Raw genomic sequence first — 25176 nt, 5'->3', positions numbered from 1 at the left:
AATTCTTAAAAATTACAAACAATCAGATATGCGGAAAATAATACTGCTGATTTGTATAATAATAAATTTACTCCCCGGAGTGCTGCTGGCGCAGCACCGGGTGGTATCCGGCGCTGTGCGGGATATTCAGGGGCCATTGCCGGGTGTGACTGTGGCAGAGAAAGGTGTGCCTACGAATGGTACCATTACTGATGCCAGCGGTAAATTTAAACTGACGCTGAAAGGTTCTTCCAGTGTGCTCATCTTCCGTTACCTGGGTTATGTAACCCGGGAACTGAATGTAGCAGGAAAGGCAGAAGGAATTGATATCAGCATGGCTTCTGATAACCAGGCCCTGGATGAGGTGGTAGTAGTGGGCTATGGTAAAACAACCCGTATTACCAGTACAGGATCTGTAAATACCATCAACGCTGCTGAAATCAGGAACGTGCCTACTGCGAATGTGCAGAATGCATTATCTGGCAGATTGCCTGGCTTTTTTGCACAGCAGTCTTCCGGTCAGCCCGGTAAGGATGCTTCTGACTTTTATATCCGTGGTGTGAGTTCACTGAACCCTGCGGGTAATAAACCACTGATCATCGTGGATGATGTGGAATATACCTATGATCAGCTGCAACAGATCAATGTGAATGAGATTGCTTCCATCTCTGTATTGAAAGATGCAAGTACGACTGCGATCTATGGTATCAAGGGTGCGAATGGTGTGCTGGTAGTAAGTACCCGCCGTGGTAAACTGGGTAAACCACAGATCAATGTACGTGTAGAAGGCGGTGCGCAAACCCCTACAAAGATCCCTAAGTTCCTGAATGCATATGAATCTGCAAGATTGATCAACCAGGCAGATGCCAATGACGGTCTGACGCCTGAGTTTACACAACAGGACCTGGATCTGTATAAAGATCATTCCGATCCTTATGGTCATCCTGATGTAAACTGGTATGATGCAATCTTTAAACAATTCAGTTTCCAGCAGAATACGAACCTGGATATTTCCGGTGGTAATGAAACGGTGAAATACTTTATTTCCGGTGGTGCAATGAACCAGAATGGTTTGGTGCGTACATTCCCGGATCCCCGTGGTACGGTGAATACCAACTACAATTTCAAAAGGTACAATTTCAGATCTAACCTGGACCTCCGGGCAAATAAGACACTGACGATGCGACTGGATGTGACGACCCGTTTTTCTACAACGAATTCACCAAACCTCTCTGCAACGAGTGCACTGTCAGAAGTATTTGATTTTAGTAAGCTGACACCTTTTACAGCACCATTCCTGAATCCTGATGGTACTTATGCCTATGCCTATTCCCGTTTTAATACAGGGCATTTGCCTACGCTGAATGCGCGCCTGGCTACAGGTGGTTATCAGAACGCAAAGAGAACGGATTACAATATCGTATTCAATGCTACCCAGCAGCTGAATAAAATTACGGATGGTTTATCTATCAGTGCACGTATTGCTTATTCCAGCCAGGAACAGTATACGAGAGGTACGGGCAACTTCGGTTCTATTCCTTCTTATCATTACAATCCTGCTGACAAGTCTTATACCCTGAATCCAGCGGGTACTTATGTATTCTCTAATATCTACTATTCAGGTAATACGAATATTTATACCAACAACGTCAATATACAGTTATTCTCTAACTACGATCGTACATTTAGTCAGAAGCACCATGTGACCGGCTTGTTATTAATGAACCAGCAATCACAGACCTTTGATGCATATGACTACCTGGATGCAGCATCTATTGGTGTACCTGCAAAGTTCCAGGGTGTATCAGCCTCTGCAAACTATGAATATGACGGGAAGTACCTGGTGGATCTGAAAGCAGCTTACAACGGTACTGACAGGTTTGCAGCCAGTCACCGCTTTGGTTTATTCCCTGCCATCGGCTTGGGTTATAACCTTTCCGGTGAGAAGTTCTTCAAGGAAGCCTTCCCTGTATTTGGCCTGTTTAAAATTCGTGGTTCCTTTGGTATCGTGGGTTCTGATGTGGCGCCAAACAACAGGTATATCTATGCACAGAATTATATCCAGAATGGTTATACATATCCTTTTGGTGAGTCTCCTTCCAACTATGCCATGTTCTATGAAGGCAACCTGGCGAATGGTAATGTCGTGTGGGAGAAACAGCGGGAAACCAACGTGGCACTGGACATCAATATGCTGAAGAATAACAAGCTGTCTGCCACCATTGAATTATTCAGAAATGTGCGTTACGATCAGCTGATTGTGCCTAATAATGTGCCTGACATCATTGGGGTAGGATTACCTGCTGTGAACATCGGTCGTACACAGAACCAGGGTTTTGATGGTCAGATCGGTTATCATAGTAGTATTGATAACGTGCAGTGGGGCGCTAATTTTGTGTTCTCTTATGCAAAGAATAAAATATTGTACCAGAGTGAGGCATCTCCTGCTTATCCCTGGCTGACACGTACTGGTAAACCATTGAACCAGCCATTCGGCTATCATTCATTGGGGTATTACACACAGGATGATATTAATAATGTGAACACGTACATGGCGGCGAATGGTGGCAGCAATGCGGGCAATAAAAGTGTAGCCGTACCGGATAACGGTTTGCCACTGCATGCCGGTGACCTAAAGTACCAGGACCTGAACGGAGATGGCTTCATCAATGTATTTGATCAGCGTGCTATCGGGCATCCGAACCTGCCTAATACGAACCTGGGTTTGAACTTACAGGCATCTTACAAGGGCTTTAGCCTGAGTGTGCTGCTGCAGGGATCTTTCGGCTACAGTTTTATCATCACCGGTACAGGTATCGAACCGTTCATTGGCCAGTTCCAGCCAGTGCACATGGATGCCTGGACACCTGAGACTGCAGGTAGTGCGAAATATCCGAGGCTGACTACGAACAAATCATCTGTGAATAGTCCTACTTATTATCCATCAGATTACTGGTTGGTGAATGCCCGTTATGTTCGCCTGAAAACGGTGGACCTGGGTTACCAGTTTCCAACCAAACTGCTGCCTTTCAAACTGAATAGTGCAAGGATCTACATGAGTGCTTACAACCTGTTTACTTTTGATAATTACCGCAAATACCAGCAGGACCCTGAGATCGGTACAAATACCGCGGGGGATGCGTATATTAATCAGCGCGTAGTTAACTTAGGTGTACAATTAAGTTTATAAGCATATGTTTCCTACTATCGGAGATCTTATCAGCTATATATTCCATGTTCATGTGAAGGTTAATCTTCAGACTTTTGGTTCATGTATGGCCCTGGCTTTTGCCGGGGCCTATGTGGTATTTGTAGCTGAGTTTAAGCGGAAGGAAAAGGATGGCACGATTGGGCTGATACGGGTCAAAGATGCCAGTAAACCGTTAGAGGTATTCGTGAATGCTTTTATTGGATTCCTGATAGGGTATAAGGTAGTGGCAATTATGCTGGCGCTGTTTGTGGGGCATGATCCGGTTAGTTTATTGTTTTCATTAAGGGGGAACTGGATAGCCGGAAGTGTGCTGGCACTGGTATGGGGACTCTGGGCTTATTATTCCAAACCTGTCATTGCTTCTCCTTACATTCATCCTTACCAGCTCATGCCGTATATCGTATTTATGGTGGCGGTATGGGGGTTCTTAGGTGCAAAATTGTTTGATGCGGCAGAGCATTTCCAGGAGTTGTTGTATGATCCGAAGACGGTGTTGTTTTCACGGAGTGGCTTTACCTATTATGGAGGGCTCATTTTCGGGGCATTAACGTATCTCTGGATTGGATACAGGCACAGGATCAAACTGATCCATATGGCAGATATTGGTTCACCGGGAATGATGCTGGCATATGGAATAGGGAGGATTGGTTGCCAGCTGTCAGGAGATGGAGACTGGGGAATTGTAAATAAGCAGCTCAAACCCGGGTGGATACCGCAATGGGCCTGGGCTTATACGTATCCCCACAATGCGATTGATGCGGGTGTATATAAACTTGGGTATTATGAATTACCGGCAGGTGTATACCCGACACCCTTGTATGAGGCGGTATTGTGTATTTTATTATTTCTGATTATGTGGATGATCAGGAAAAGATTGCGGGTGCCGGGAACGATGTTCTTTTTGTTCCTGGTGCTCAACGGGGTAGAACGCTACTACATAGAGATAATAAGGATCACACCAAAATATACCTTATTCCAGTTGAGCCAGGCGCAGCTGATTGCCCTGCTTTTTATGGCTGGAGGGGTAGGAGGATTTGTTTGGTTAACGGGTAGATCTTATTTTTCACCTACAAAACAAATTCCGAAGTTATGAAGAGACTGGTTTTAACACTCTCAGGTTTATTACTGCTTTTTAACCTGCAGGCGCAATACAAGGTAGAGGAGGCGCCGGAGTGGTCAGCGCGGTTCATCAGGAACAATGGCTGGTTTGGAGGAGATGGTATTTATTCCATTCCCTTTAACGGGATGGAGCATCGTTCTTCAGATAGTTTGCTTTTTATTTTTAGTGATTCCATGATCGGCACGATTGAGCATGATTCATTGCAGCCGGGTTCAAGGATGATTCATAATAGTATGGCTATCTGGAACGGGCATGAGCTGAAATTCTCCTGGCCGGAAAATGAGCAACATGAGGCAGTTCCTGTATTTGAGCCTTCAACGCCGCAGACGGAGAAGAATGATTACTATTGGCTGGGCGATGGTTTTGTGAACCAGGAACAGGATAATACCCTGTATATATTTGGGTATCGTATTCGCAATGTATCGCAGGAGGCCTTTGGTTTCAGGGAAGTGGGGAATACATTAATTAAAGTCACAAAGGGCACACAGGCACCGTTTGCAAAGTATGAGCAGATGGATACGCCTTTCTTTTTTACAGATAAATCAGGGCAGATCGGTTCTTATGGTGCAGGTATTTATGTGAATACGAAGAAAGCCGGTGCACCCGCGCCTGATGGATTTGTATATATCTATGGCGTGCATGGTATGGACAAGGGAATGGTGGTAGCGAGGGTGAAACCTGCTGTATTCGATCATTTTGATCAGTGGCGTTTTTATAATGGAAAGGAATGGGTAAAGGAGATGAACAAGGCGGTGGATGTAACGAACAAGGTGTCTAATGAACTCAGTGTGTCTCCCCTGCCGGATGGGAAGTATGCCCTTATTTTCCAGGAAGGAGGTTTGAGTACCTCGATTGGAATGCGTGTAGGTGCCACACCCATCGGGCCTTTTGGTCCTGTGATTAAATTATGGGATTGCAGTAGGGATGCAGAAGAAAAGACCTATGTCATGTATAATGCGAAGGCGCATCCTGGTATTTCTGCACCAGGAGAGCTTTTAATCAGTTATAATGTGAATTCAGTAGAATTCTTTAATGATTTACAAAAACATCCACATTTATATCGTCCACGGTTTCTCAGACTTAAATTAACTCATTGATGAAACAATTATTTTTAGCCTGGCTATTTTGTACTGTAGCTATCCTGCCGGGCAGGAGCCAGGTGAATTATGTGAATACAAGGCAGGGCACGAATAGTAAATATGAATTTTCTTATGGGAATACTTACCCGGCTACGGCACTGCCTTTTGGTATGAATACCTGGACGCCGCAGACGGGTAAGAATGGTGATGGCTGGAAGTACCAGTATTTTGTACATACGATCAGGGGCTTTCAGCAATCGCACCAGTGTAGTTCCTGGGTGAATGACTATGCGGTGTTTTCATTATTCCCTGAAGCCGATAGATTAGTGGTGAATGAAGATGAGCGCGCGGCAGCTTTTAAACATGAAAATGAGATTGCACAGCCAGGGTATTATAAGGTAACATTTGATAATGGCATTAAGACTGAATTTTCTCCTACGGAGAGAGGTGCGCATTTCAGGTTTAGCTTTCCATCTAAGAAATCTATTATTGTCTTGGATGGTTATACGAAAATGAGTGAGGTGAAGATCGATGTGGCGGGTCGTAAGATCACGGGGTATGTAAATAATGCAAGATGGGCGCCGCAGAATTTCAAAAACTATTTTGAGATCATATTTGATAAACCGTTTAAAGCTTATGGTACCTGGGAGAATAAGAAGAATACGGTAAGTGCAGGCTTGACTGAAGCAGCGGGTGAGGGTGTTGGTGCTTACATTGATTTTGGTAATGCAAAGCAGGTAGAAGCCAAAGTAGCTTCTTCCTATATCAGTCCGGAGCAGGCGTCATTGACCCTGGAGAGAGAGGTAAAGACAAAGTTTGAAGATACGCATGCTGCTGCGGATAAGATCTGGAATGCATTGTTAGGCAGGATGAAAGTAGAGGGTGGTACGGAAGAGCAGAAAGCGACTTTTTATTCCTGTTTGTATCATGCGAATTTGTTTTCTCACCAGTTCTTTGAATATGATAAGGAGGGTAAGCCTTATTATTTCAGTCCTTATGGTGGAAAAATTCATCAGGGCTATATGTATACTGATAATGGCTTCTGGGATACCTTCAGAGGGCAGTTTCCATTGAATACGATTATGCATCCTACGATGGAAGGGCGTTATGCTCAGGCCTTGCTGGATGCACAGGAGCAGTGTGGCTGGTTTCCTGCCTGGTCATTTCCGGGGGAGACAGGGGGAATGCTGGGCAATCATGCCATTTCATTATTGGCAGATGCATGGGTGAAAGGGATCCGCACTTTTGATCCGGCCCAGGCATTGAAAGCCTACTATCATGAGGCGACAAATAAAGGCCCCTGGGGTAGTGCGAATGGCAGACCTGGTTTTAAGGAATATTATGAAATGGGATATTGTCCTTATTCAGAAAAGACATTAGGGGCATCATCCTGGACATTGGAATTTGCGTATGATGATTTTTGTGGGTATCAGCTGGCGAAGATGACGAATCAGCCGTTCTATGAGAATGTGTTTAGCCGGCAGATGTACAACTATAAAAACCTGTACGATCCGGAAACGGGTTTTATGCGGGCAAAGGATGCAGCAGGAAATTGGGTAACGCCGTTCGATCCATTGGATTGGGGTGGACCTTATACGGAGGGGAATGCCTGGCATTGGACCTGGTCAGTGTTTCATGATGTACAGGGATTGATCAACCTGATGGGAGGAGAACAGCAGTTTACCAAAAAGATAGATTCTGTATTTAGTATTCCGGGTACTATCAGGGTAGGTGGTTATGGCCAGGTGATTCATGAAATGACGGAGATGGCGGCATTTAAAATGGGGCAATATGCACAGGGAAATGAACCCATCCACCACCTGGTGTACCTGTATAATTATGCGGGGCAGCCATGGAAAACACAGTGGCATGTAAGGCAGATCATGCAGATTATGTACAATGCAACAGAGAACGGCTATCCGGGTGATGAGGACCAGGGGCAGATGTCATCCTGGTATGTATTGAGTGCTGCGGGATTTTATAGTGTGTGCCCGGGAACGGATCAGTATGTGATAGGCAGTCCGTTGTTTCCGAAGATGACGATTAGCCTGGAGAATGGGAAGGCGTTCGTTGTAGAAGCGGAAAATAATAGTCCGCTGAATGTATATATCCAGTCTGCGACTTTGAATGGGGTGCCTTATGAGCACAATTATATCACGCATACGGCTATCATGAATGGCGGTGTACTGCACCTGGTAATGGGGCCTCAGCCTAATGTAAACAGGGGCATTAAGCCGGCAGACAGACCGTTTTCGCTGACGGATAAGGGAGACTGGGCGCTGGGTCCGTTTACACGTCCGGGGGGCGTAAATCCAATAATAAGCCCTGATTCTACAACGGCATTCCGGGATCCGATGACAGGGGAGCTGTTAGGCTGGGAGTCTAACGATACGTTTAATCCTGCTGCGGTAATGAAGGATGGAAAGATTTGTATCCTGTACCGTGCAGAAGACAGGTCAGGCAAGGGAATCGGGATGCGTACTTCCCGTGTGGGCCTGGCAACGAGTGAGGATGGTTTACATGTTTCTGCCCGTTCAGCAACGCCGGTGTTATTCCCGGATAATGATAATGCAAAGGAGTTTGAGTGGAAGGGAGGTTGTGAAGACCCCCGGGTGGCAGTGACCAAAGATGGTACTTACCTGGTATTATATACAGAATGGAATAATAAGGTGCCTCGTTTGGGAGCAGCGCTTTCCAAAGACCTTATTCATTGGGAGAAAAAAGGCCCGGTGTTCAAAGGTGCTTTCAGGGATATTGCTTCCAAGTCAGCTTCTATTCTTACGGAAGTGGACAATGGGCAGCTGGTGATCTCTAAAGTGAATGGTAAATACTGGATGTATTGGGGTGAGCAACATGTATATGCCGCGACATCTGATAACCTGTATGAATGGACACCGCTGACTACACCGGATGGGAAACTGCAGGAACTGATGTCACCACGGAAAGGGTATTTTGACAGTGATCTGACTGAATGTGGGCCACCGGCTGTAAAGACGGCCCAGGGCATCGTGTTGTTATACAATGGTAAAAATAGTGCTGGCAACGGCGACAAGCGCTATACTGCCAATACCTATGCTGCGGGGCAGGCCTTATTTGACCTGCAAAATCCGGCAAAGTTATTAGATAGACTGGATCAGCCTTTCCTGGTGCCACAGGAAGCGTTTGAAAAGAGTGGGCAGTATCCGGCGGGTACTGTTTTTATAGAAGGACTTGTCTTATTCAATAATAAATGGTTCCTTTATTACGGCTGTGCGGATTCGAGAGTAGCTGTCGCGGTCGCCGGTAAAAAGGAATAATAATGAGCGGCAAACCAAATTTCACGGAAAGAAAATACCTGGCTATCTTTTTATTTGTCACCTCCCTGTTTTTGTGCTGGGGGGTGGCGCTTACCCTGGGCGATGTATTGAACCGGCATTTTCAGCATGTCTTGCACATTTCAAAATCAAGATCCGGGCTGGTTCAGTTATCTCTTTTTGGGGCGTATGCGGTGATGGGGATACCGGCGGGTATATTCATGAAGCGGTTTGGTTATAAGCGGGGCATTTTATTAGGTTTATTGTTGTATGCCTCGGGTGCGTTCCTGTTTATCCCGGCGGCGGAGGCGGTATCCTTTAATTTCTTCAGGCTTGCCTTATTTGTGCTGGCATGTGGCCTGGCTACGCTGGAAACGGTGGCGCACCCATTGATCGCATCTTTGGGAGATCAGCGCACCAGTGATCAGCGGATCAATTTTGCCCAGTCATTCAACGGGCTGGGAGGGGTGATCGGACCAGCGCTGGGGAGTTACATGATCCTGAAAGAATCGAATGACCTGCTGGCGGTGCGGGATCTGTACATGGTGATAGGAGGGGTGATTGCAGCACTGGCAGTGGTGTTTTTATTTATAAAGGTGCCTTTGCGGCAGTATGCGGCACATGAGGAACTGGGGGAAGCGAAGCCTCTGATCCGGCAGAAGCATTTTGTATTTGCAGCTGTGGCGCAGCTTTTTAATACGGCGGCACAGGGAGGTACCTGGGCTTATTTTATCAACTATGGTCATGATGTGATGGGATTCAGTGATGAAAAGGCGGGGTATTTTTTCTCTTTGAGTATGATATTGTTGATGATAGGGCGCTTTGCGGGTACGGGTTTGATGCGGGTGATTGCGCCTTATAAATTACTGGCATTATTTGCAGGAATGAATATCCTGATGTGTGTAATCGTCGCGCAGCAATGGGGATGGATTTCGTTTGTAGCCTTGTTAATGATCAATTTCTTTTTCAGTATCATGTTCCCGACGATCTTTAGCCTGGGTTTGAAAAACCTGGGAAAGCACACGCAGCAGGCATCCTCATTCATCGTAATGGGCGTGGTAGGTGGCGGGATCTTTCCGCCTTTGATGGGCCTGATCGCAAATCACAATGTGGCTGCGGCGTATTATCTGCCTATTATTTGTTATACCGTGATATTATTATTCGGCTATAATTATCCGGGGCTGGCTAAGAAATAGTGTGATAATTGTTTTGAGTTAAACTCATTCGCTGTAAATGCAGGTACATGCTCAGTGGCTGAGAAAATAATTTATTTTTGATCTTAAATAACTACTCGTGAAGAAATTAAGAATCAAGGATATTGCTGATGGCCTGAAGATCTCCAAGACGGCGGTCTCTTTTATCCTGAATGGCAAGGCAGAGGAGAAGCGGATCAGTGAAGAACTGGTGGAGCGGGTAGAGAAGTATATACAGGAGGTAGGTTATCGGCCAAGTCCTATTGCCCGCGGTTTGAGAACGGGTAAATCACATATTATCGCTTTGATGGTGGAGAGTATTTCTGACCCATTCTTTGCGACGATTGCCCGTTTAATAGAGAATGAAGCATATAAGGAAGGGTACAGGATCATCTATTGCAGTACAGATAATGACACAGAGAAGACGAAAGAGCTGATCAATGTGATGAAGGATCGAAACGTAGATGGCTATATTATTTCGCCACCTCCGGGGGTGGAAAAGGAAGTCAATGAACTGATCAAGGCTGGGATGCCGGTGGTGATGTTTGACCGTTATTTACCAAAGGTAAAGACTGATTACGTGGTGATTGACAACGAGCCGAGTGCTGAAAATGCGACAAAGTACCTGATAAAGCAGGGGTATAGTAATATTGGCCTGATCACCTTCTCCTCTTCACTGACACAGATGAAAGGGCGCCTGAAAGGGTATAGGAATGCACTGAAAGAAGAAGGGCTGAAGCCATATGTACTGGAAATAGATTTTACACCGGAGGAGAAGGTGATGGTACAAAGCGTCCGGGATTTCCTGGTGGCGAACCCGAAACTGGATGCGATCCTGTTTGGTGCGATACAGGCGGGTTCCTGTGGTTTGAAGGCGATGACGCAGTTGAAACTGAAAGTGCCTGAAGACCTGGCGGTGATCTCATTTGATGACCATGATATTTTTGAACTGTTCTCTACACCGGTAACGGCTATCGCACAACCGATAGAAAAAATTGCGCATAAAGTAATTGGTTTATTGCTCGACAGGCTGGACACGGAGCCGGTTTCAGCGGAACCCAGGGAGGTGGTGCTGAAGACAAAAATGATTGTGAGAGGGTCTTCGCTTGCAAAAAAAGGGAAAAAATATTTGGAGAGTAAGTAGAATCTACTATCTTCGCGTTCCGTTTGAGAAAAACGGGGAATGATTCCGTAGCTCAGTTGGTAGAGCAATACACTTTTAATGTATGGGTCTTGGGTTCGAGTCCCAACGGGATCACAGAAAAAAGGCTTCGAAACAGTAATGTTTTGAAGCCTTTTTTTATGGACATTAGTTTATTCTCTTCACGGGATACATTTCCCTGATAAAGAAAATCCCGTCATATACCAGGTTCCATGGAATCTTAGCTACGCTGTAGGGGATTGTATAATGCCCCGGTGCCTTCATCAAAAATGGTTTGGTGGGCGCGTTAAATTCCTGGTTGTATTTTTTGAAATCAATAAAGCCGAATTTTACATCTTCCGGAATCCAGTTTTCAAATCCTTTTTTCTCGGGTGCTGCAAGGGTATATGGCTGCATTCTTAACCGGCCTGCCGTGCCTTCGTAAGAGGCAAATCCCAGCACATAGGTGTCGTTTGTAAATTGCGGATCGTTGGTGAAATCTGTACCCATACTCCTGGAGATACTTCTTTTAAATATTTCCTTATCGCTTTTCATTTGGTCTGTATACCTGAGGATATGTCCATTGGCAGCCCAGACGATGATCTTCTCGTTCCTGTATTTTTCGTTTGCGAGGTATTTTAAATTCAGGGCCATTCTTTTATCCCTGGTTTCAATCGTGTTGTTATTATAATCTATGAGGTTATTGATGATGGTACCCCAGTAAGAGCTGTCATTATCTTTGATAAGCGCGAATCCATTGTTCAGGATGGTACGTCGCTCTTCTGCTTTGAGTCGGAGTGCATCGGGCTTGCGAAGTTGGGAAACGAGATCCTGTAACGCGATGAGGAATTTCTCATGGCTTGAATCGCCTGTGAGCTTTTCTTTTAGGTGATGTGTGTCCAGGTAAGGAATAAGATCGTTTTTTAGGTTTACACTGCTATAGGCCAGCGAAACCTGTGAATCAAAACCAGAAATAGCCAGGGGATGGCTGGTTTGGAAGGTACCCGGGATGTATTCTTTAAATAAATAGTTACAGGCATCACTGGATGTCCAAATAGAGAATATATTCCCTTTCAGGTGATTGTAAATAGAATCTTTTACTTTAGGCGTTTTTTCCCAACCGGTATTTAAGCCATAAAAATCACTCTCAAAAGCCAGTACATTAAATCCCTTCTTTTCATGCAGGTATTTAATCAGCCTTGTTTTAGCGAGAAAGGTAGGCGCATCTCCGTGGTCCTGTTCTCCCAGCATGACGATGCGGGCGTTGCCGATAGCAGCGCCGATTGATTCAAGATCGCTGTAGTCGCTGGAGAGGGTATCGATATTGGAAATGCGGGCAGTGTTTTTGTTTACATATTCCTGGATGTCCTGGGCATAGGTAATGGCGGGTAATATGCAAAACAATGCATTGAAAAAGAAGTGTTTCATAATGTATTATATGGGTTGTTGGAGGGTAAATATAATAAGAAAAGCCGCTTATATGTCTAAGCGGCTTTCTTATGAAACAAGGCAATAGGTTATAACACCAGCGCAGCCAGTTTTTTCTCCAGCTCTTCTCCACGTAAATTTCTCGCAATGATCTTTCCATTGGGGTCTATCAGGAAATTGGACGGGATGGCAGTTATGCCATACAGCTTAGCTACTTTACCCTCGAAGCCTTTCAATTCAGATACCTGTGTCCAGGGTAGTCCATCCTTTAGCACAGCACCTGTCCAGGCTCTCTTTGTATGTTCGTCATCAAGAGATACCCCCAGGATGGTAAAGTTCTTATCCTTGAATTTATTATATGCTTTCAACAGGTTAGGGTTTTCTGCCCGGCATGGTTTACACCAGGATGCCCAGAAATCTACCAATACATACTTGCCCCTGAAATCGGATAACCTGATGGTCTTACCTGTGGTATCAGTCTGGGAAAAGTCCTGCGCTATTACTCCTATGTTTGTGTTTTGGCCGGTGGTAATGATGGCTATATACTTTTTACCTAAGGAGGATTCTTTCAGGCTGGGTGAGAATTTATCAAACTTAGCCAGGGCTGTATCCGGGTTAAAGTTATAACCGAGTTCGAACTGATGGAAGGCCACCAGTGCGGCATATGATTTTGGATGTGCTGCTATGAATGCACGGCTGTCTGCATTGTATCCATTCTCATTCTTCTCCATGATAGGTCTGATGCTGCTTAGCCATGCACTGTCTTTACGCTCCTGCGGACTGCGTTTCCAGTAAACAGCCATGATGGAGTCAGCTACTTTTTTGTAGGGTTTTTGCAGGGTTGTCAGTGCTTTGTCGTCGTCATTCGTAGCGGAGCCTTTTACTGTGGCATGGTAAATAGAATCGCTGCTGGTGATAGTGATCACTGAATTCTCCAGGAAGAAATGGATGTTGTCATCGTACTTCTTTGGATCTGGTGCAGCGGTATCATGACGAAGGGTGATTGCTGCCTGAACGGGTGTTTTGAGTGTTCCTTTGAATGTAAAATTGCCTTTCTTCAAGGTGCATGAATCCAGTACTTTGACATCTCCATCCATATAACTCAGGTAGGCTTTTGCAGGTGCATCCAGTGTACCGGTTTTGCCGTGAACAGTAAAGCTCTTTTGCGCCATCAGGCTCATTGGCAGGCAGCACGCAGCTAACAGAAAAGTTGTTGTTTTCATTTATGATTGATTTTTATGGCAGTAATTTGATTCCGCTGATTGATACGAGATTATAGGTTGAACTATAGATGACGGATGCGAGTACGGTGAAACGCAGGTATCTTGCTGTTGTGATGCCGGTATTCAGTGTCTGCATGTTATTTTCGATCTTACCTTCATAGATGCCTTTTACTTCCCAGCTCGTTCCGTCCATGCTGGTTTCAATCTTCATGGAGGTGGGATATCCGCCCAGGGCAGGATATTTTAGGGCAGTGGGTAAATAGTAATTGACTGCAGAAAAAGTAATATCGCTACCGAAATTGATGATTACCCATTGCGGCATTGACTGGGTAATATTGGTGGTCCAATAGGTAGTGAGTTCATTATCATCTATCAATTTTGCAGGTAGGTTGGAACCACTTGCGGAGGAATATGCAGTGATACTCCAGCCTTGTTTACTGATAGAACCGGCAGCTCCTGTTTTAAAGACATAATAGCATATCTTGTTTGCGCCTGCACCTTCTGTATTGCCATCTACCGATTGAATTTTGATGGGTAATACATAGGTGGTATATGGTTTTAATTGTGTTTGCTGATTGATATTGAGTTCTGCAGAATCAGACTGGGTGGCGCCGGCAGCAATCGTAGTCATTGTCTTATAAAAGAAATAGCAGGTGGAAGGCAATAGTAAGGCACTGCCATATCGTTCCTGGTAATCCCTGATGGCGTTGGTATCTGTGGCAAAGTTCACCTGGTGTGCTACTGTCGATGCCGTGGTAGACAAGGTGGCTTTGATACCAAATACCATGGTTGAATCTTTCAGGATAGACAGGGGCGTTTCCAGTGTATCTGATGTTGTGTTCAACTGAAATGTGACGCTGCCATCCGGCAATGTAACAGGGGCATCATTGTCTTTGTGACAGGAGGTAAATGCGATGCAAATAAATAATGTATATAGTAAGTGGCGCATAGTTAATAAGGATTTTGTGGCATGTCCGGATTAAAACTTAAGACCTGTACAGGAATTTGTAAAGTATAATGAGCACTGTGTGGCGGCAGTTCTGCTATCACGTTGCCCTGTCCATCATACCTGTTCACGGTGCCCATCCTGTTTTCTTTGTCAAGGCGGCGCATATCAAACCAGCGTAGGCCTGCGAAAGGCAGTTCATGACCTCTTTCCATCAATACTGCATTGAATACATCTGCCTGTGTTGTGAAAGAGATGGGTTGATAAGTGCTTGCCGGAAACCTGTTTTTGCGAATGTCATTGAGTTGTTGCAGGGCTGTGCTCAGGTCATTGTTGCGGGCAGCAGCTTCTGCTACGATTAGTTTCATTTCCTGTACAGAGGTGCCGGTATTGGTATATTGTAATGTTGGCGTTACGAATGCAGGCACATAATTGGTGCCTCCTCTTGTTATATATTTATACCCGTCACTGCTAAGGTAGAGGATCTTCACGCGCAGATCACCTGCTTCGAAGCTGCGCATGAAATCTAATGTTGCCGGGATATAACCTAAAGCAAGCCGGCCATAAATGACATCCTGCTGGATAGATATTAAGGAAGATACAGGCAGTGTGCCATTGAAATCCATCATCACTGCTTTTGTGTTGGCAAGTGCCAGTGATGCATACCTGCCTGCATTTGTATAATCCCTGGCATAGAAGTAAGCTCGTGCCAGTACGCTATAGGCGGCGGCTCTTGAGCCACGCAGGCGATTGGTACTATTGTCCGCCGGGAGGTCAGGCAGCGCAGCGGTGAGATCTTCGATGATGTGCTGATAGATCTCTGCTACGGTGCTTCTGCCAGGTACCTGCTGACTCACATCGTTCGATGTCATGTAGGGTACTGCAAGGTCTTTGCTGGCTGTTGCTGAATCGTATTCATTGCCATATTCATTTACCAGGTAGAAATATTCATAGGCGCGGCCTAATAAAGCCTCTGCTTTCAGACTTCTTTTTTGACCGTTAGTGCCACCTGTTGCCTGGTCTATTCCGGCCAGCACTGTATTGTATTTATTAATGGTGGCGTAGTGATAGCCCCAGAACTCAGGGGAGATATTCAGCACCAGTGAATGTTGCTGCGCCCACAAATACACCAGGTGAGGAACCTGTATGGCGGGGATGGGAACATTCGGAATATCTACATTGTCTCCCAGGAAGTTCAGGTCACAGTATGGTGCTGCTACGGCTTCGGCAAGGTCCGGATCATTCAGCCACTGGTCATAATCAGTTATAGTGGTTAGTAAGGTAGAGCCCTTTGGTGTTATATCCAGGTATTGATCGCATCCGCTGAGTGCAAGGCATAGCAGCAGGCTATATATACATCTTTTCACTTGTATACGATTTAGAAGTTGGTAAATATGCCGATAGTATAAGTCGGCGTGATGTAGGATTTCTGATAAGTGCCGGTGGCAGCACTATAATTGTAATCGTTCAATCCTTTTGTCCAGAGATTAGAAGCCTGCAGTTTCAGCTCAAAATGAGTGAAGCCTGCATTCCTGATCACGGCATAATTATCTAAGCTGTAAGAAAGTGTCAGATCAGAAAGGGTGATGTAACCTCCGTTCACAACATAGGCGTCGGCGTAGTTGTAGGCATTCAAAGCATTGTAACTGCTATAGCCCGCGAGGGACATGATGTTCGTGTTATTTTCATCACCCGCTTGTTTCCAGTAACTGCCGGCATCTTTCTGCGGTCTGATCGAAGTCGGATTTGGGCGGGGGATGCTGGTTTTAAATCCTCCATAATAACTGATCATACAGTACAGGTAGAAATTACCGATGTCTACGCGGTTGCTTAAGCCGGCATTGATGGTAGGAATAGAGGAACCCATGTAAGCAGTAACGCCGGATGTATCGCTGGTCATCAACACACTGGTGGCAGAACCCAGCTTACTATCGTTGGTATGATATAATGTGCCTTTAGTATTTTTTATCAGTGGTATCCCTGCGCTGTCAAGCCCTGCATAGCGATAGGCAAACATGGCACCTACGGGGTAGCCCTTTACGTAACCGAGGTAGTTCAGTCGCTGAGGTGAATATTCTCCTGTCTGGTATACATCTGTTACTTTACTGATGTTCCTGGACAGCACAAGACCTGTATTCCAGTTTATCTTTTTAGTAGCAATCCAGTCAGCATGCAAGCTCAGTTCTATCCCTTTATTCCGGATAGAGGCGGTATTGATGAGGGTAGGGCTTTCTCCGATAGTTGGATCTATCTGTGCATTTCCTAAGAGATCGGTGCTGGTTTTCCTGTAATAGTCGATACTACCGGAGATATTCTTTAACAGTATGTAGTCAAGACCTACATTGAAGTTGTGTGTTTGCTCCCAGCGTAAGCTACTGTTGGCATAGGAGAGCTTGGTCAGCGCCGGACTTGTAGGAGAAGTGTAAGCATTTAATACTGTCATGGCTATGGCCTGGGGAAGAGACATCTTCGCTACGTTTCCATTGAAGCCATCAGCAACACGCAGTTTTAATTGTTTCACCCAGGTAATGTCCTGCATGAATTTTTCATTGTGAATATTCCATGCGGCACCTAATGACCAGAGTGGTTTATATTTATATTTTGGATTGGTACCAAAGAGGTTGGACTGATCAATGCGGATGCTGCCGGTGAGTGAGTAGGTGCTTTTGAAAGCGTATACTACGTTTGCATAGCCCGAGAGGTACCTGTTTTCCGCATAGCCCTGACCATAGAGATAATCGTATTTATCCCGGATGCTTCTGGTATTAATATAGGCGCCGCTGATAGTTCCATTGATCATATCCGCCAGGTTAACGGGCTGTTGCAATAAGGTCTCATCGTTATAGCCAAAGTAAGAGGCCAGGTTGCTTTTATCCAGCACACTCCTGATCTCTGCACCCAGGATGCCATTGATGGTATGGAGTGCTCCCAGTTTTTTATTGTAATTCAATTGCACGCGGGCAGTATAGCTGGAGGTATTATTGGTTTCCTGTCTCAGGAATCCACCGTTGGGTATATTGTATTTTAAAGTACCATCTGCATTCAGGGTAATGTAGCTATTCACGTATTGCTTTGCTTCTGATGATTTTTCGGAAGCGTAGTGGCGCATGTCTGAGCGGGAGGTTTCATAAATGCCTCCGAAGGAGAGGTCAAATCCCCATCCGATGGCATAGTTGAACTTTGCTGTGATACGGTTATTGACGGTGCGTGTTTTATCCCCGATTTCGTTCACATCGATAAGCGGGTAAGCAAGGTTATCCTGCAGGCCCCATGATAATAATTCCGCATCGTAATACGGATTACCGCCTGAGCCGCTGGCAATAGACGTTGGTTTCCCGTTTACATCTTTGAAATGTTCGAATGGATAGACTGCATAAATATCAGGAACAGGCGCGCTGTTATAGCGTTGTTCCTGGTAATCGGTGCTTAGTTCCAGCGATAGTTTTTGGCTAAGCTTGATGGTACTTCTGCCGGAAAGTGACAACCTGTTGTTGTTATTATTGAGGGTATTCAGGCGGTTGCCGGTATAGTTTGCCGTGATGTAATAAAGCGCACCCGGGTTACCGCCGGAGATATCCAGGCTATAAGTTTGCGTTTGAGCAGATCTTAAAAAGAGTTTGCTGTAATCATTGGTGTTATCATAGTTTTCCAGTTCCTGGAGGCTTTTCTCTGCCTGGTATGGAGTGATGATCCCTGCTGCCTGCTGCGCCAGGATATAGTACACAGGTGAGTAAGCGACACCTGAATAGGAGCTTTTGTTAATCAACTGGCTCCAGGTGCTGTTGCTGATACTGGTTTTATTCAGATCTTTTTGATAATTGATCACAGTGGTGCCCGGGTGATCTTCCCATCTGTAGCGGCTATAATCCGGTTTAGGTGTAATGCCTGCTGTAGCCCGGAAGGAGAAGCGGGGTTTCCCTGCCCTGGCCTGTTTTCTTTCAATCACGATAACGCCGTTAGAGGCTCTTACTCCGTAAATAGTGGCTGCTGCCGCATCTTTCAGGATGGTCACAGATTTGATCTCATTGGGATCGATCATATCCATGGTGAGTTCTGTAGGATAACCATCAATTACAATGAGTGGATTTTGGTTAGCAGACATGGTAGAGATACCACGGATGTTGAACAGGCTGCGGGAACTTTTGTTACCATTGCCATCTGTACTGTTAAAAGCAACGTTGTTGTTAATCATGAGGCCCGGCATCTTATTTTCGAGACCATCGATGAAGTTGGTGCTGATGCGGGATTCATAATCTTTGGTACTGATCTGTGATACAGCCCCGGTACTTCGTTCCGGACGAATGCGCTGGTAGCCGGTATTCACGACCACTTCCACACTTCCCAGTCTGGTGGTGGAAGCTTGCAGCATGGCAACGACGGTGCCATTTTTCAGCATGGCTTTGGTGACTTTGATAACACGGTTTTCCTGGCCGATGTAGGTAATGGTGATCTCATCGCCTTCATCGGCTTTGATCTTACAGGTACCCAATACATCCGTGACAGCAAATTCTTTTTTGTCTTTGATACTTACATTGGCGCCTTGTAAGGGAAGCCCTGCGTCGTCCATCACGAGAATGTTGATAGGTGCGGCTTCTGCCGGCAATAGTTGCCATACCACCTTTTCCTGCGCAGGCGCTGCCTGGGGCAGGAGGATAATTGTTTTATCCCTGATCCTGAAATCAAGTTGCTGTTGGGATAAAACAGTATCAAGAAATTCTCTCAGTGGCATGTTGCTCACCTGCAGGTTCAGCGGCTTTGTGTGCGTGAGCTGGTCCTGCCTGTAGAAAACTACATAGCCGGTTTGCTTCTCAATGACAGAAAATACCTGTTTCAGGTCCAGGTGGCGACCTGATAAGGTAATGGTTTGTGCTGTTCCATGGCCGTATGCAGAGAAGGTAGCGGCCAACAGGAATACTACGAACATTTTCATTATTCTGGCTGTTTGTGCATGTAGCCTGACAGGTATAGGAATAAATGTGACAGGGGGTGCTACCATTAGAGCATGATATACCCTACTCCAACTACGCGTTGCAGTTTTTTTCATACTTTTGAAAAGGTTTTGGTTGATTAATAAGGAACTTAAGACCTCAGTATTGATCAGCTGAACTTTTGCCTGGAGTGCTTCGAACCACTTCAGGCATTTTTCTGATCCTGGTTGGTTGTTAATTTTTCATGTGAACTAATCTGATTTTGGTTGTCAATTTTTATCGGCTAATAATAAGTCGTTTGTTTCCTTCCATATGAAATTTAAAATCTGCTCCTTCAAATCCTTTTAGGATCTCCAGTACTTCATTGAGGGGAATGCCTCTGGTCATTTTACCACCGAACCGGATATCTGGTACAGGTCCTTCGAAAACCACTTCAATATCATACCATCTTTCCAGCTGGCGCATCACTTCACGGAGACTGGCACCTTCGAAATCGAAGAGGCCGTTTTTCCAGGCCATCACTTTATTGATGTCTGGCGTCTGTAATAATTGTAGTTGATTATCCGGGCGTAGTAATGCTTGCTGGCCGGGTTTTAGAATGGTATTTTTTACCTGGATGGCACCTTCCAGCAGGGTAGTGGTGATCGCCTGTTCATTGTCATATGCATTCACGTTGAAATGAGTGCCTAAAACGGTCAGGGTGGTTTTGTTGGCTACAGATACCAGGAAAGGTTTTTCCGGGTCAGCAGCGACCTCAAAATAGGCTTCGCCACTTATTTCAACTTTTCTGTCCGGACCGTTAAATGCAATCGGGTATCTTACAGCACTCCCGCTGTTCAACCAGATGTTGGTACCATCTGGTAGTGTGAGCTGAAAAGTTCTGCCTTTAGGTGTAGACATTTTATTATATAATGTACCTGCGGGCTTCCCTTCATAATGCAGGGAGCCATTTACGATCCTGGCGCGGACGCCTCCCTGGAGGGCAATGACGCCGTTCTGCAGGGTATCGAGTTGCACCTGGGAGCCGTTTGCCAGGGTGAGTATGGCACCCGGATGGCCGGGAGCGATGATGGTTTGGGTAATAACTGTTGGAGATGGCTGCTTGTAAAACAGGTAGGCCCCTGTGGTAAGCAGGAGGGCGATGGCAGCGGCGGCAGCCCACCATTTATACAGATGGCGTGTTGGAAACAGGTGAGACAGTGCTTCCTTTCTGGCTGCTTCTATATCATTATCTGCGAATGTTCTTAATTTCTTAGTCAGGCTGGCAGGACTGGTCAGCTGGTTGAAAAAATCCGTGTTGCCTGGTTTTTCAGCTTTCCATGCTTCCAGGTATGCGGCTTCTTCAGGCAGCAGTGTTCCTTGTAACTGTTTGAATAGTAAGTCTTCTATGTCAAAAGATGTTTGTCCCATTATCACCTAATACAACCAGGGTGGCTGAATCTTAAAAAATGAAAGAGTTTTTTTAAAAAATAATGTGGGCATACAAGTATAAAAGGGCTAAAGGGGATTCTGCAAGTGCCAGGCGAAGGAGGGAAAGGGCCCGGTGCCGTTGTGCTGATACGTTGGAGGGTGTGATTTGCAGCAGGTCGGCAATTTCCTGGACAGATTTATTTTCCAGGTAGGTCAGTTTAAAGACCTCTCTGCATTTTTTGGGGAGCTCGTCGATGGCTTTGAATACTTTTTTCAATACTTCTGCTTCGGTGGCGAGGTAGTCGTCATCCTGTGTATGACGTTCGGCAGTGAGGAAGATCTCTTGTATACGGGAGGCCGCGTGTTGTTCTTTTTTCAGAAAGTTCAGGCCGGCATTGCGTACTACGAGGTAAAGAAATGATTTAATGTGTTGGTATTGCAGAAATTGTTCTCTTCGTTCCCAGCCTTTGTAAAGAGCGGTCAGAACGATGTCTTTTGCTTCTTCCTTATCCTGTACAAGGTTGTAAGAATAATAAAAAAGCGGTGCATAAAATTCCTCAAAAAGCTGATTGAAGGCTTTTGTATTTCCTTTGGCCACGGCTTTTACCAAATCATCTTTTTCTGTATGCATATAATCAATCCTGCTGCTTTTGGTATGGTCAAGGGATAAACTTAAAAAAAAGATGGGATATTTTTCGGCGTTTCTTCCCGTAGGCCGGGGTATTTGATAATTATGCCCGGATCAGACAGGTGGAAGCATGATTGTGGTCAGCGAAAATAATGTTGCGGTGGTGGTACCTTTGGTGATCTTAAACCGCATTTGATAGAGATTAATCATTCACACCATGATAAAGTATTGTCTTTTATTCTTTTTGCTTTGCGCTTGCATCACGATGCAGGCACAGGAAAAGGAGGCAGCTAAGGTACAGTTTGGATTAGAATTGGATGCGCTTCCTTATGCAACGGGTGGCTATTTTGGTGGTGCCTGGGTGGGAAAAGATGTATGGAGGGTGAGAGCGCTGACGGCTTTTGTGAAAAAGCCGGACTGGTCCACAAAGAAAGATTTTTCAAATCACCAGGTACATGCTTATGCATTGCTGCTGGACCGTTTTTTGAAGAAAGACTGGAAGGGTTGGTGGATTGGAGCAGGGGTGGTGTACTGGCATAGTACGATTCAGACAGATGCTAAATTGCAGACAGCGAAGTTTGACAATTACCTGCTGAATGGAAGCTTAGGTTATAATTTTACTTTGTATAAGCATTTATATCTTTCTCCCTGGGGCAGTCTAAGCCTCCGGGTAGCGGGGGATAAAAATGTAGCAGTGGATAATAAGAGTTTTACGCTACCGGTGATCAATCCTGAGGCGTCTTTGAAAGTGGGTTTTTATTTTTAGATAGGAGTATTTGATAAGGTAAACAATTGCAGGGCAAGTCTTATTCCAGGACTTGCCTTTTTTGTTTGAAAAGGGTTTTCATTCACCGTTGGTGAATTCTGTTTTTCATGAATGTTTTGTTTGGAGGTATTTGGTGGGAATAAATAATTTACTATCTTCGCGCTCCGTTTTGAGAAAAATGGGGAATGATTCCGTAGCTCAGTTGGTAGAGCAATACACTTTTAATGTATGGGTCTTGGGTTCGAGTCCCAACGGGATCACCACAAGGAACGAGTGAGAAATATCTACACTTGTTCCATTTTCTTTTTCCGTGAAAGCCTTATTCATACTGTATATTAGCTGAACTGCATAATTAACTCTTGTGGTTTGATATGCAAATCCTGTAAAAATCAGTTTTTCGGGGAATATCGAACCAATGATCTTTCGCTTCGTTTCCACCTCCCCACTCTCATAAAGAAGATCCATTCCGGACATATTTTCCATGCCTTTTTCAAGGATATTTTCTATACTGAAATTCCTTTGAGGGGCTTCTAATAATCGTTTTTCTAATTTGGAAAGTAGACTGCCATCATGATCTTTCTTTCAGGAACGGTCATATCGAGGGGCTGCTCAATTGCTTGCGGCTCTATGCCCAGTTTGCGTATAATACTGACTTATACAAGCAGCGAGTATCATTATACCTTATATTACTACAACCAGGCAGGTAATCTTATCAAAACAATACCTCCTGCAGGAGTGGTGATTGATCGTTCTGATGCCTGGGCGGGTAAAGTAAGAGCTGCGCGTGCGAATTATACGCTGTTAGTTCCAGCGCATAAAATGGCAACCCATTATAGGTATAATACACTCAACCAGGTTGTTTCAAAGAAAACACCGGATGATGGCATTTCAAATTACTGGTACGATCGCTTAGGTAGATTGTCCATCTCCCAAAACTCAAAGCAAATCGGGGAGAATAAATACAGTTATACGCAATACGATGCATTAGGTCGTCCAATAGAAGTGGTTGAGATAAGCTATACCGCTGCTATGAATGATTTGATCAGCAGAGATACGCTGAAGTTAACAAACTGGATAGCTGGCGCTAAGTCAACACGTACCCAAATCACGGTGACGAACTATGATGTTGCCTATAGTGCATTACCAGCGGAACACCTCGTTCCTGAAAATCTGCGAAACCGGGTATCATGGGTTGCCATCTTTAATGATGCATTGGCATATGATACCATGGGCTTTGCTATGGCTAGCTATTATAGCTATGATATACATGGTAATGTCAAAACATTGCTACATGATTATAAGCAGGGAACCTTAGGAAAATATAATAACCGTTGGAAGAAGATTCAGTACAAGTATGACCTGATTAGTGGCAAGGTTAACTGGGTAGGCTATCCACCTGGCAAAAAGGATGCATTCTATCATCTTTTTATAATCATACAGAGGTGATAAATGGTAAAAGCCAGAATATAACTGAAAGGGTGTTTCTTAATGGTGGAAAAGATGATTATTCTCAGGTTAGTAGTTTCAATGTTGGCGATCAAATGGTAAGGATCTTATCACCAGAAAATGTAAATTATATAATTAATGAGGCATCGTTTAGTCATGTAAGAATACCAGTTATAAGCGACATTTTAGCAGGCATTGGAGGTGCATTTGGCCCATTAGATTTCGGGCAAAATTATCTGGTCTATAACCTGGCAGATAGGGATGAGGATAATACCGATCCTAATAAAAAAAGTGCTGGAGGAACACCAAATGATAATTATAGCATATGGGATTATAATGGAGGATTCTTTTATTTTAATGGAAGTAAGGATTACCATTTGAACTATATATATAACCTGCCAGATGCTGGTAATTTCCTTTTCGGAGTTGCTGCTGCGCGAATGAATATAAATCATGATCTTGTATTGTGGGATGATGACCGGCACGAAATGATAAGAAATCATGCACCAGATTCCGAAGCAGATATTCGTGCAATAAATGCGGGATATTTTTATCAGGAGCGATTTCTAGAGCCACAATCTAAAGGGAATTTTATATGGAGAACTTATAATACTACCAGGCCTACTTGGTTTAGAAATGATTGATGTTTAATGTATATATTATGAAATCTAAAATTCGTTATCGGGTAAATTATTTTTTTGTAATGCTAATTTTGGGTTTTCTGATATTTATTTTTTTAAAAAGGGAAAAAATAGAATATCGAAAATGGAATAAGCCAAAGGAAGAGCTTTGTAATTATCTGCTTAAGGAAATAAGTGACGATGACTTGTCATTTTATTGCCCCTACGGTGCTAATGGTCCAAGTCTATTCTGGGTTGTAGTTTATAAAAAAAAATATAAGTTTCATATGTATAAAGGTGTGTTATGGGCTTATAATGACCTTACCACAAGAAAATTGGATACACTTAGTCAAAGCTACTCTATCAGTAAATTTAAAAATGAAATTTTAGAGCGGGTTAATTTCTTAAGAAGTATCGGCGTATATTCAATTATTCGGGGAGGAAATGATAATCTAATTACAACTACCTATTATGATAGTACATACGAGGATATTAAACAAAATAATCCCTCTTATTCAGAGAAGATAATTGATCAGACAGAAAACAAATATTTTGGACAACCATTCGTATTGACATTTGTAATAACTGACTTTATACCTAATAGGACTTTTATAGAAAATTTTAATCGTGTTCATTATTTATGGCCTATGACATCTACAAAGTATTACTATCGACGATACTTATAATGAATGAATATGATGATTGAAGTTTTTTGCTATATAGTGGTTTGAAAAATAAGGTTTTCAAAAATGATAGTCAGGTAGG

General features: G+C 44.3%; 17 protein-coding genes and 2 tRNA genes. 12 read left to right on the top strand and 7 right to left on the bottom strand.

Going from position 1 to position 25176, the window contains the following annotated elements:
• Positions 1-28 precede the first annotated feature (28 nt).
• The 7 genes from U0033_RS08665 to U0033_RS08635 all read left to right on the top strand — a co-directional run bounded on the left by U0033_RS08665 (position 29) and on the right by U0033_RS08635 (position 11133).
• Positions 29-3169: a SusC/RagA family TonB-linked outer membrane protein gene (locus tag U0033_RS08665; protein ID WP_072364676.1), complete on the top strand. Its 3141-nt coding sequence runs from the start codon at positions 29-31 to the stop codon at positions 3167-3169.
• Positions 3170-3173: 4 nt separating this feature from the next.
• Positions 3174-4283, top strand: a complete 1110-nt coding sequence (locus U0033_RS08660; protein WP_072364674.1) for a prolipoprotein diacylglyceryl transferase — start codon at positions 3174-3176, stop codon at positions 4281-4283.
• A complete protein-coding gene (locus U0033_RS08655; RefSeq protein WP_072364672.1) occupies positions 4280-5407 on the top strand; it encodes a DUF4185 domain-containing protein in 1128 nt (375 codons plus the stop codon). The genes U0033_RS08660 and U0033_RS08655 overlap by 4 nt, the downstream gene beginning before the upstream one ends.
• Complete coding sequence (locus U0033_RS08650) at positions 5407-8685, top strand: GH92 family glycosyl hydrolase (protein WP_072364670.1); 3279 nt, start codon at positions 5407-5409, stop codon at positions 8683-8685. Before U0033_RS08655 ends, U0033_RS08650 begins: the two co-directional genes overlap by 1 nt.
• A gap of 2 nt (positions 8686-8687) precedes the next feature.
• On the top strand, positions 8688-9878 hold the full coding sequence (locus U0033_RS08645; RefSeq protein ID WP_072364668.1) for a sugar MFS transporter: 1191 nt from the start codon (positions 8688-8690) through the stop codon (positions 9876-9878).
• 97 nt (positions 9879-9975) lie between these two features.
• Positions 9976-11019 carry a LacI family DNA-binding transcriptional regulator gene (locus tag U0033_RS08640; protein WP_072364666.1) on the top strand — a complete coding sequence of 348 codons (1044 nt, stop codon included), beginning with the start codon at positions 9976-9978 and terminating at the stop codon, positions 11017-11019.
• 41 nt (positions 11020-11060) lie between these two features.
• A tRNA-Lys gene (locus U0033_RS08635) sits at positions 11061-11133 on the top strand.
• Between the two features lie 51 nt (positions 11134-11184).
• Here the strand turns inward: U0033_RS08635 and U0033_RS08630 are convergent.
• From U0033_RS08630 to U0033_RS08600, 7 genes are all read right to left on the bottom strand, one after another.
• Positions 11185-12444, bottom strand: a complete 1260-nt coding sequence (locus U0033_RS08630; protein WP_072364664.1) for an erythromycin esterase family protein — start codon at positions 12442-12444, stop codon at positions 11185-11187.
• A gap of 89 nt (positions 12445-12533) precedes the next feature.
• Positions 12534-13667 carry a TlpA disulfide reductase family protein gene (locus tag U0033_RS08625; protein WP_072364662.1) on the bottom strand — a complete coding sequence of 378 codons (1134 nt, stop codon included), beginning with the start codon at positions 13665-13667 and terminating at the stop codon, positions 12534-12536.
• A gap of 13 nt (positions 13668-13680) precedes the next feature.
• Positions 13681-14616, bottom strand: coding sequence for a discoidin domain-containing protein (locus U0033_RS08620; RefSeq protein WP_072364660.1), 936 nt, complete (start codon positions 14614-14616; stop codon positions 13681-13683).
• A 2-nt stretch (positions 14617-14618) separates the two neighbouring features.
• A complete protein-coding gene (locus U0033_RS08615; RefSeq protein ID WP_245801852.1) occupies positions 14619-15980 on the bottom strand; it encodes a RagB/SusD family nutrient uptake outer membrane protein in 1362 nt (453 codons plus the stop codon).
• Positions 15981-15991: 11 nt separating this feature from the next.
• Positions 15992-19543 carry a SusC/RagA family TonB-linked outer membrane protein gene (locus U0033_RS08610; protein WP_143150905.1) on the bottom strand — a complete coding sequence of 1184 codons (3552 nt, stop codon included), beginning with the start codon at positions 19541-19543 and terminating at the stop codon, positions 15992-15994.
• 274 nt (positions 19544-19817) lie between these two features.
• A complete protein-coding gene (locus U0033_RS08605; protein ID WP_072364657.1) occupies positions 19818-20951 on the bottom strand; it encodes a FecR family protein in 1134 nt (377 codons plus the stop codon).
• 52 nt (positions 20952-21003) lie between these two features.
• Entirely contained in the window at positions 21004-21582 is a 579-nt protein-coding gene (locus U0033_RS08600) for an RNA polymerase sigma factor (protein ID WP_072364655.1), read from the bottom strand.
• Positions 21583-21796: 214 nt separating this feature from the next.
• Here U0033_RS08600 and U0033_RS08595 point away from each other — a divergent pair, with 214 nt between their 5' ends.
• The 5 genes from U0033_RS08595 to U0033_RS08575 all read left to right on the top strand — a co-directional run bounded on the left by U0033_RS08595 (position 21797) and on the right by U0033_RS08575 (position 25097).
• Positions 21797-22345, top strand: coding sequence for a hypothetical protein (locus U0033_RS08595; protein WP_143150904.1), 549 nt, complete (start codon positions 21797-21799; stop codon positions 22343-22345).
• Between the two features lie 187 nt (positions 22346-22532).
• Positions 22533-22608, top strand: a tRNA-Lys gene (locus U0033_RS08590).
• A gap of 364 nt (positions 22609-22972) precedes the next feature.
• Entirely contained in the window at positions 22973-23791 is an 819-nt protein-coding gene (locus tag U0033_RS08585) for a hypothetical protein (protein WP_072364652.1), read from the top strand.
• Positions 23788-24435 carry a hypothetical protein gene (locus U0033_RS08580; protein WP_072364650.1) on the top strand — a complete coding sequence of 216 codons (648 nt, stop codon included), beginning with the start codon at positions 23788-23790 and terminating at the stop codon, positions 24433-24435. The genes U0033_RS08585 and U0033_RS08580 overlap by 4 nt, the downstream gene beginning before the upstream one ends.
• 17 nt (positions 24436-24452) lie before the next feature.
• Complete coding sequence (locus tag U0033_RS08575) at positions 24453-25097, top strand: hypothetical protein (RefSeq protein ID WP_143150903.1); 645 nt, start codon at positions 24453-24455, stop codon at positions 25095-25097.
• Positions 25098-25176 lie beyond the last annotated feature (79 nt).

The organism is Chitinophaga sancti (genome assembly GCF_034424315.1).
GTDB lineage: Bacteria > Bacteroidota > Bacteroidia > Chitinophagales > Chitinophagaceae > Chitinophaga > Chitinophaga sancti.
The sequence above is the reverse complement of the archived record's forward strand: the minus strand, read 5'-3'. Positions and strand labels throughout refer to the sequence as shown.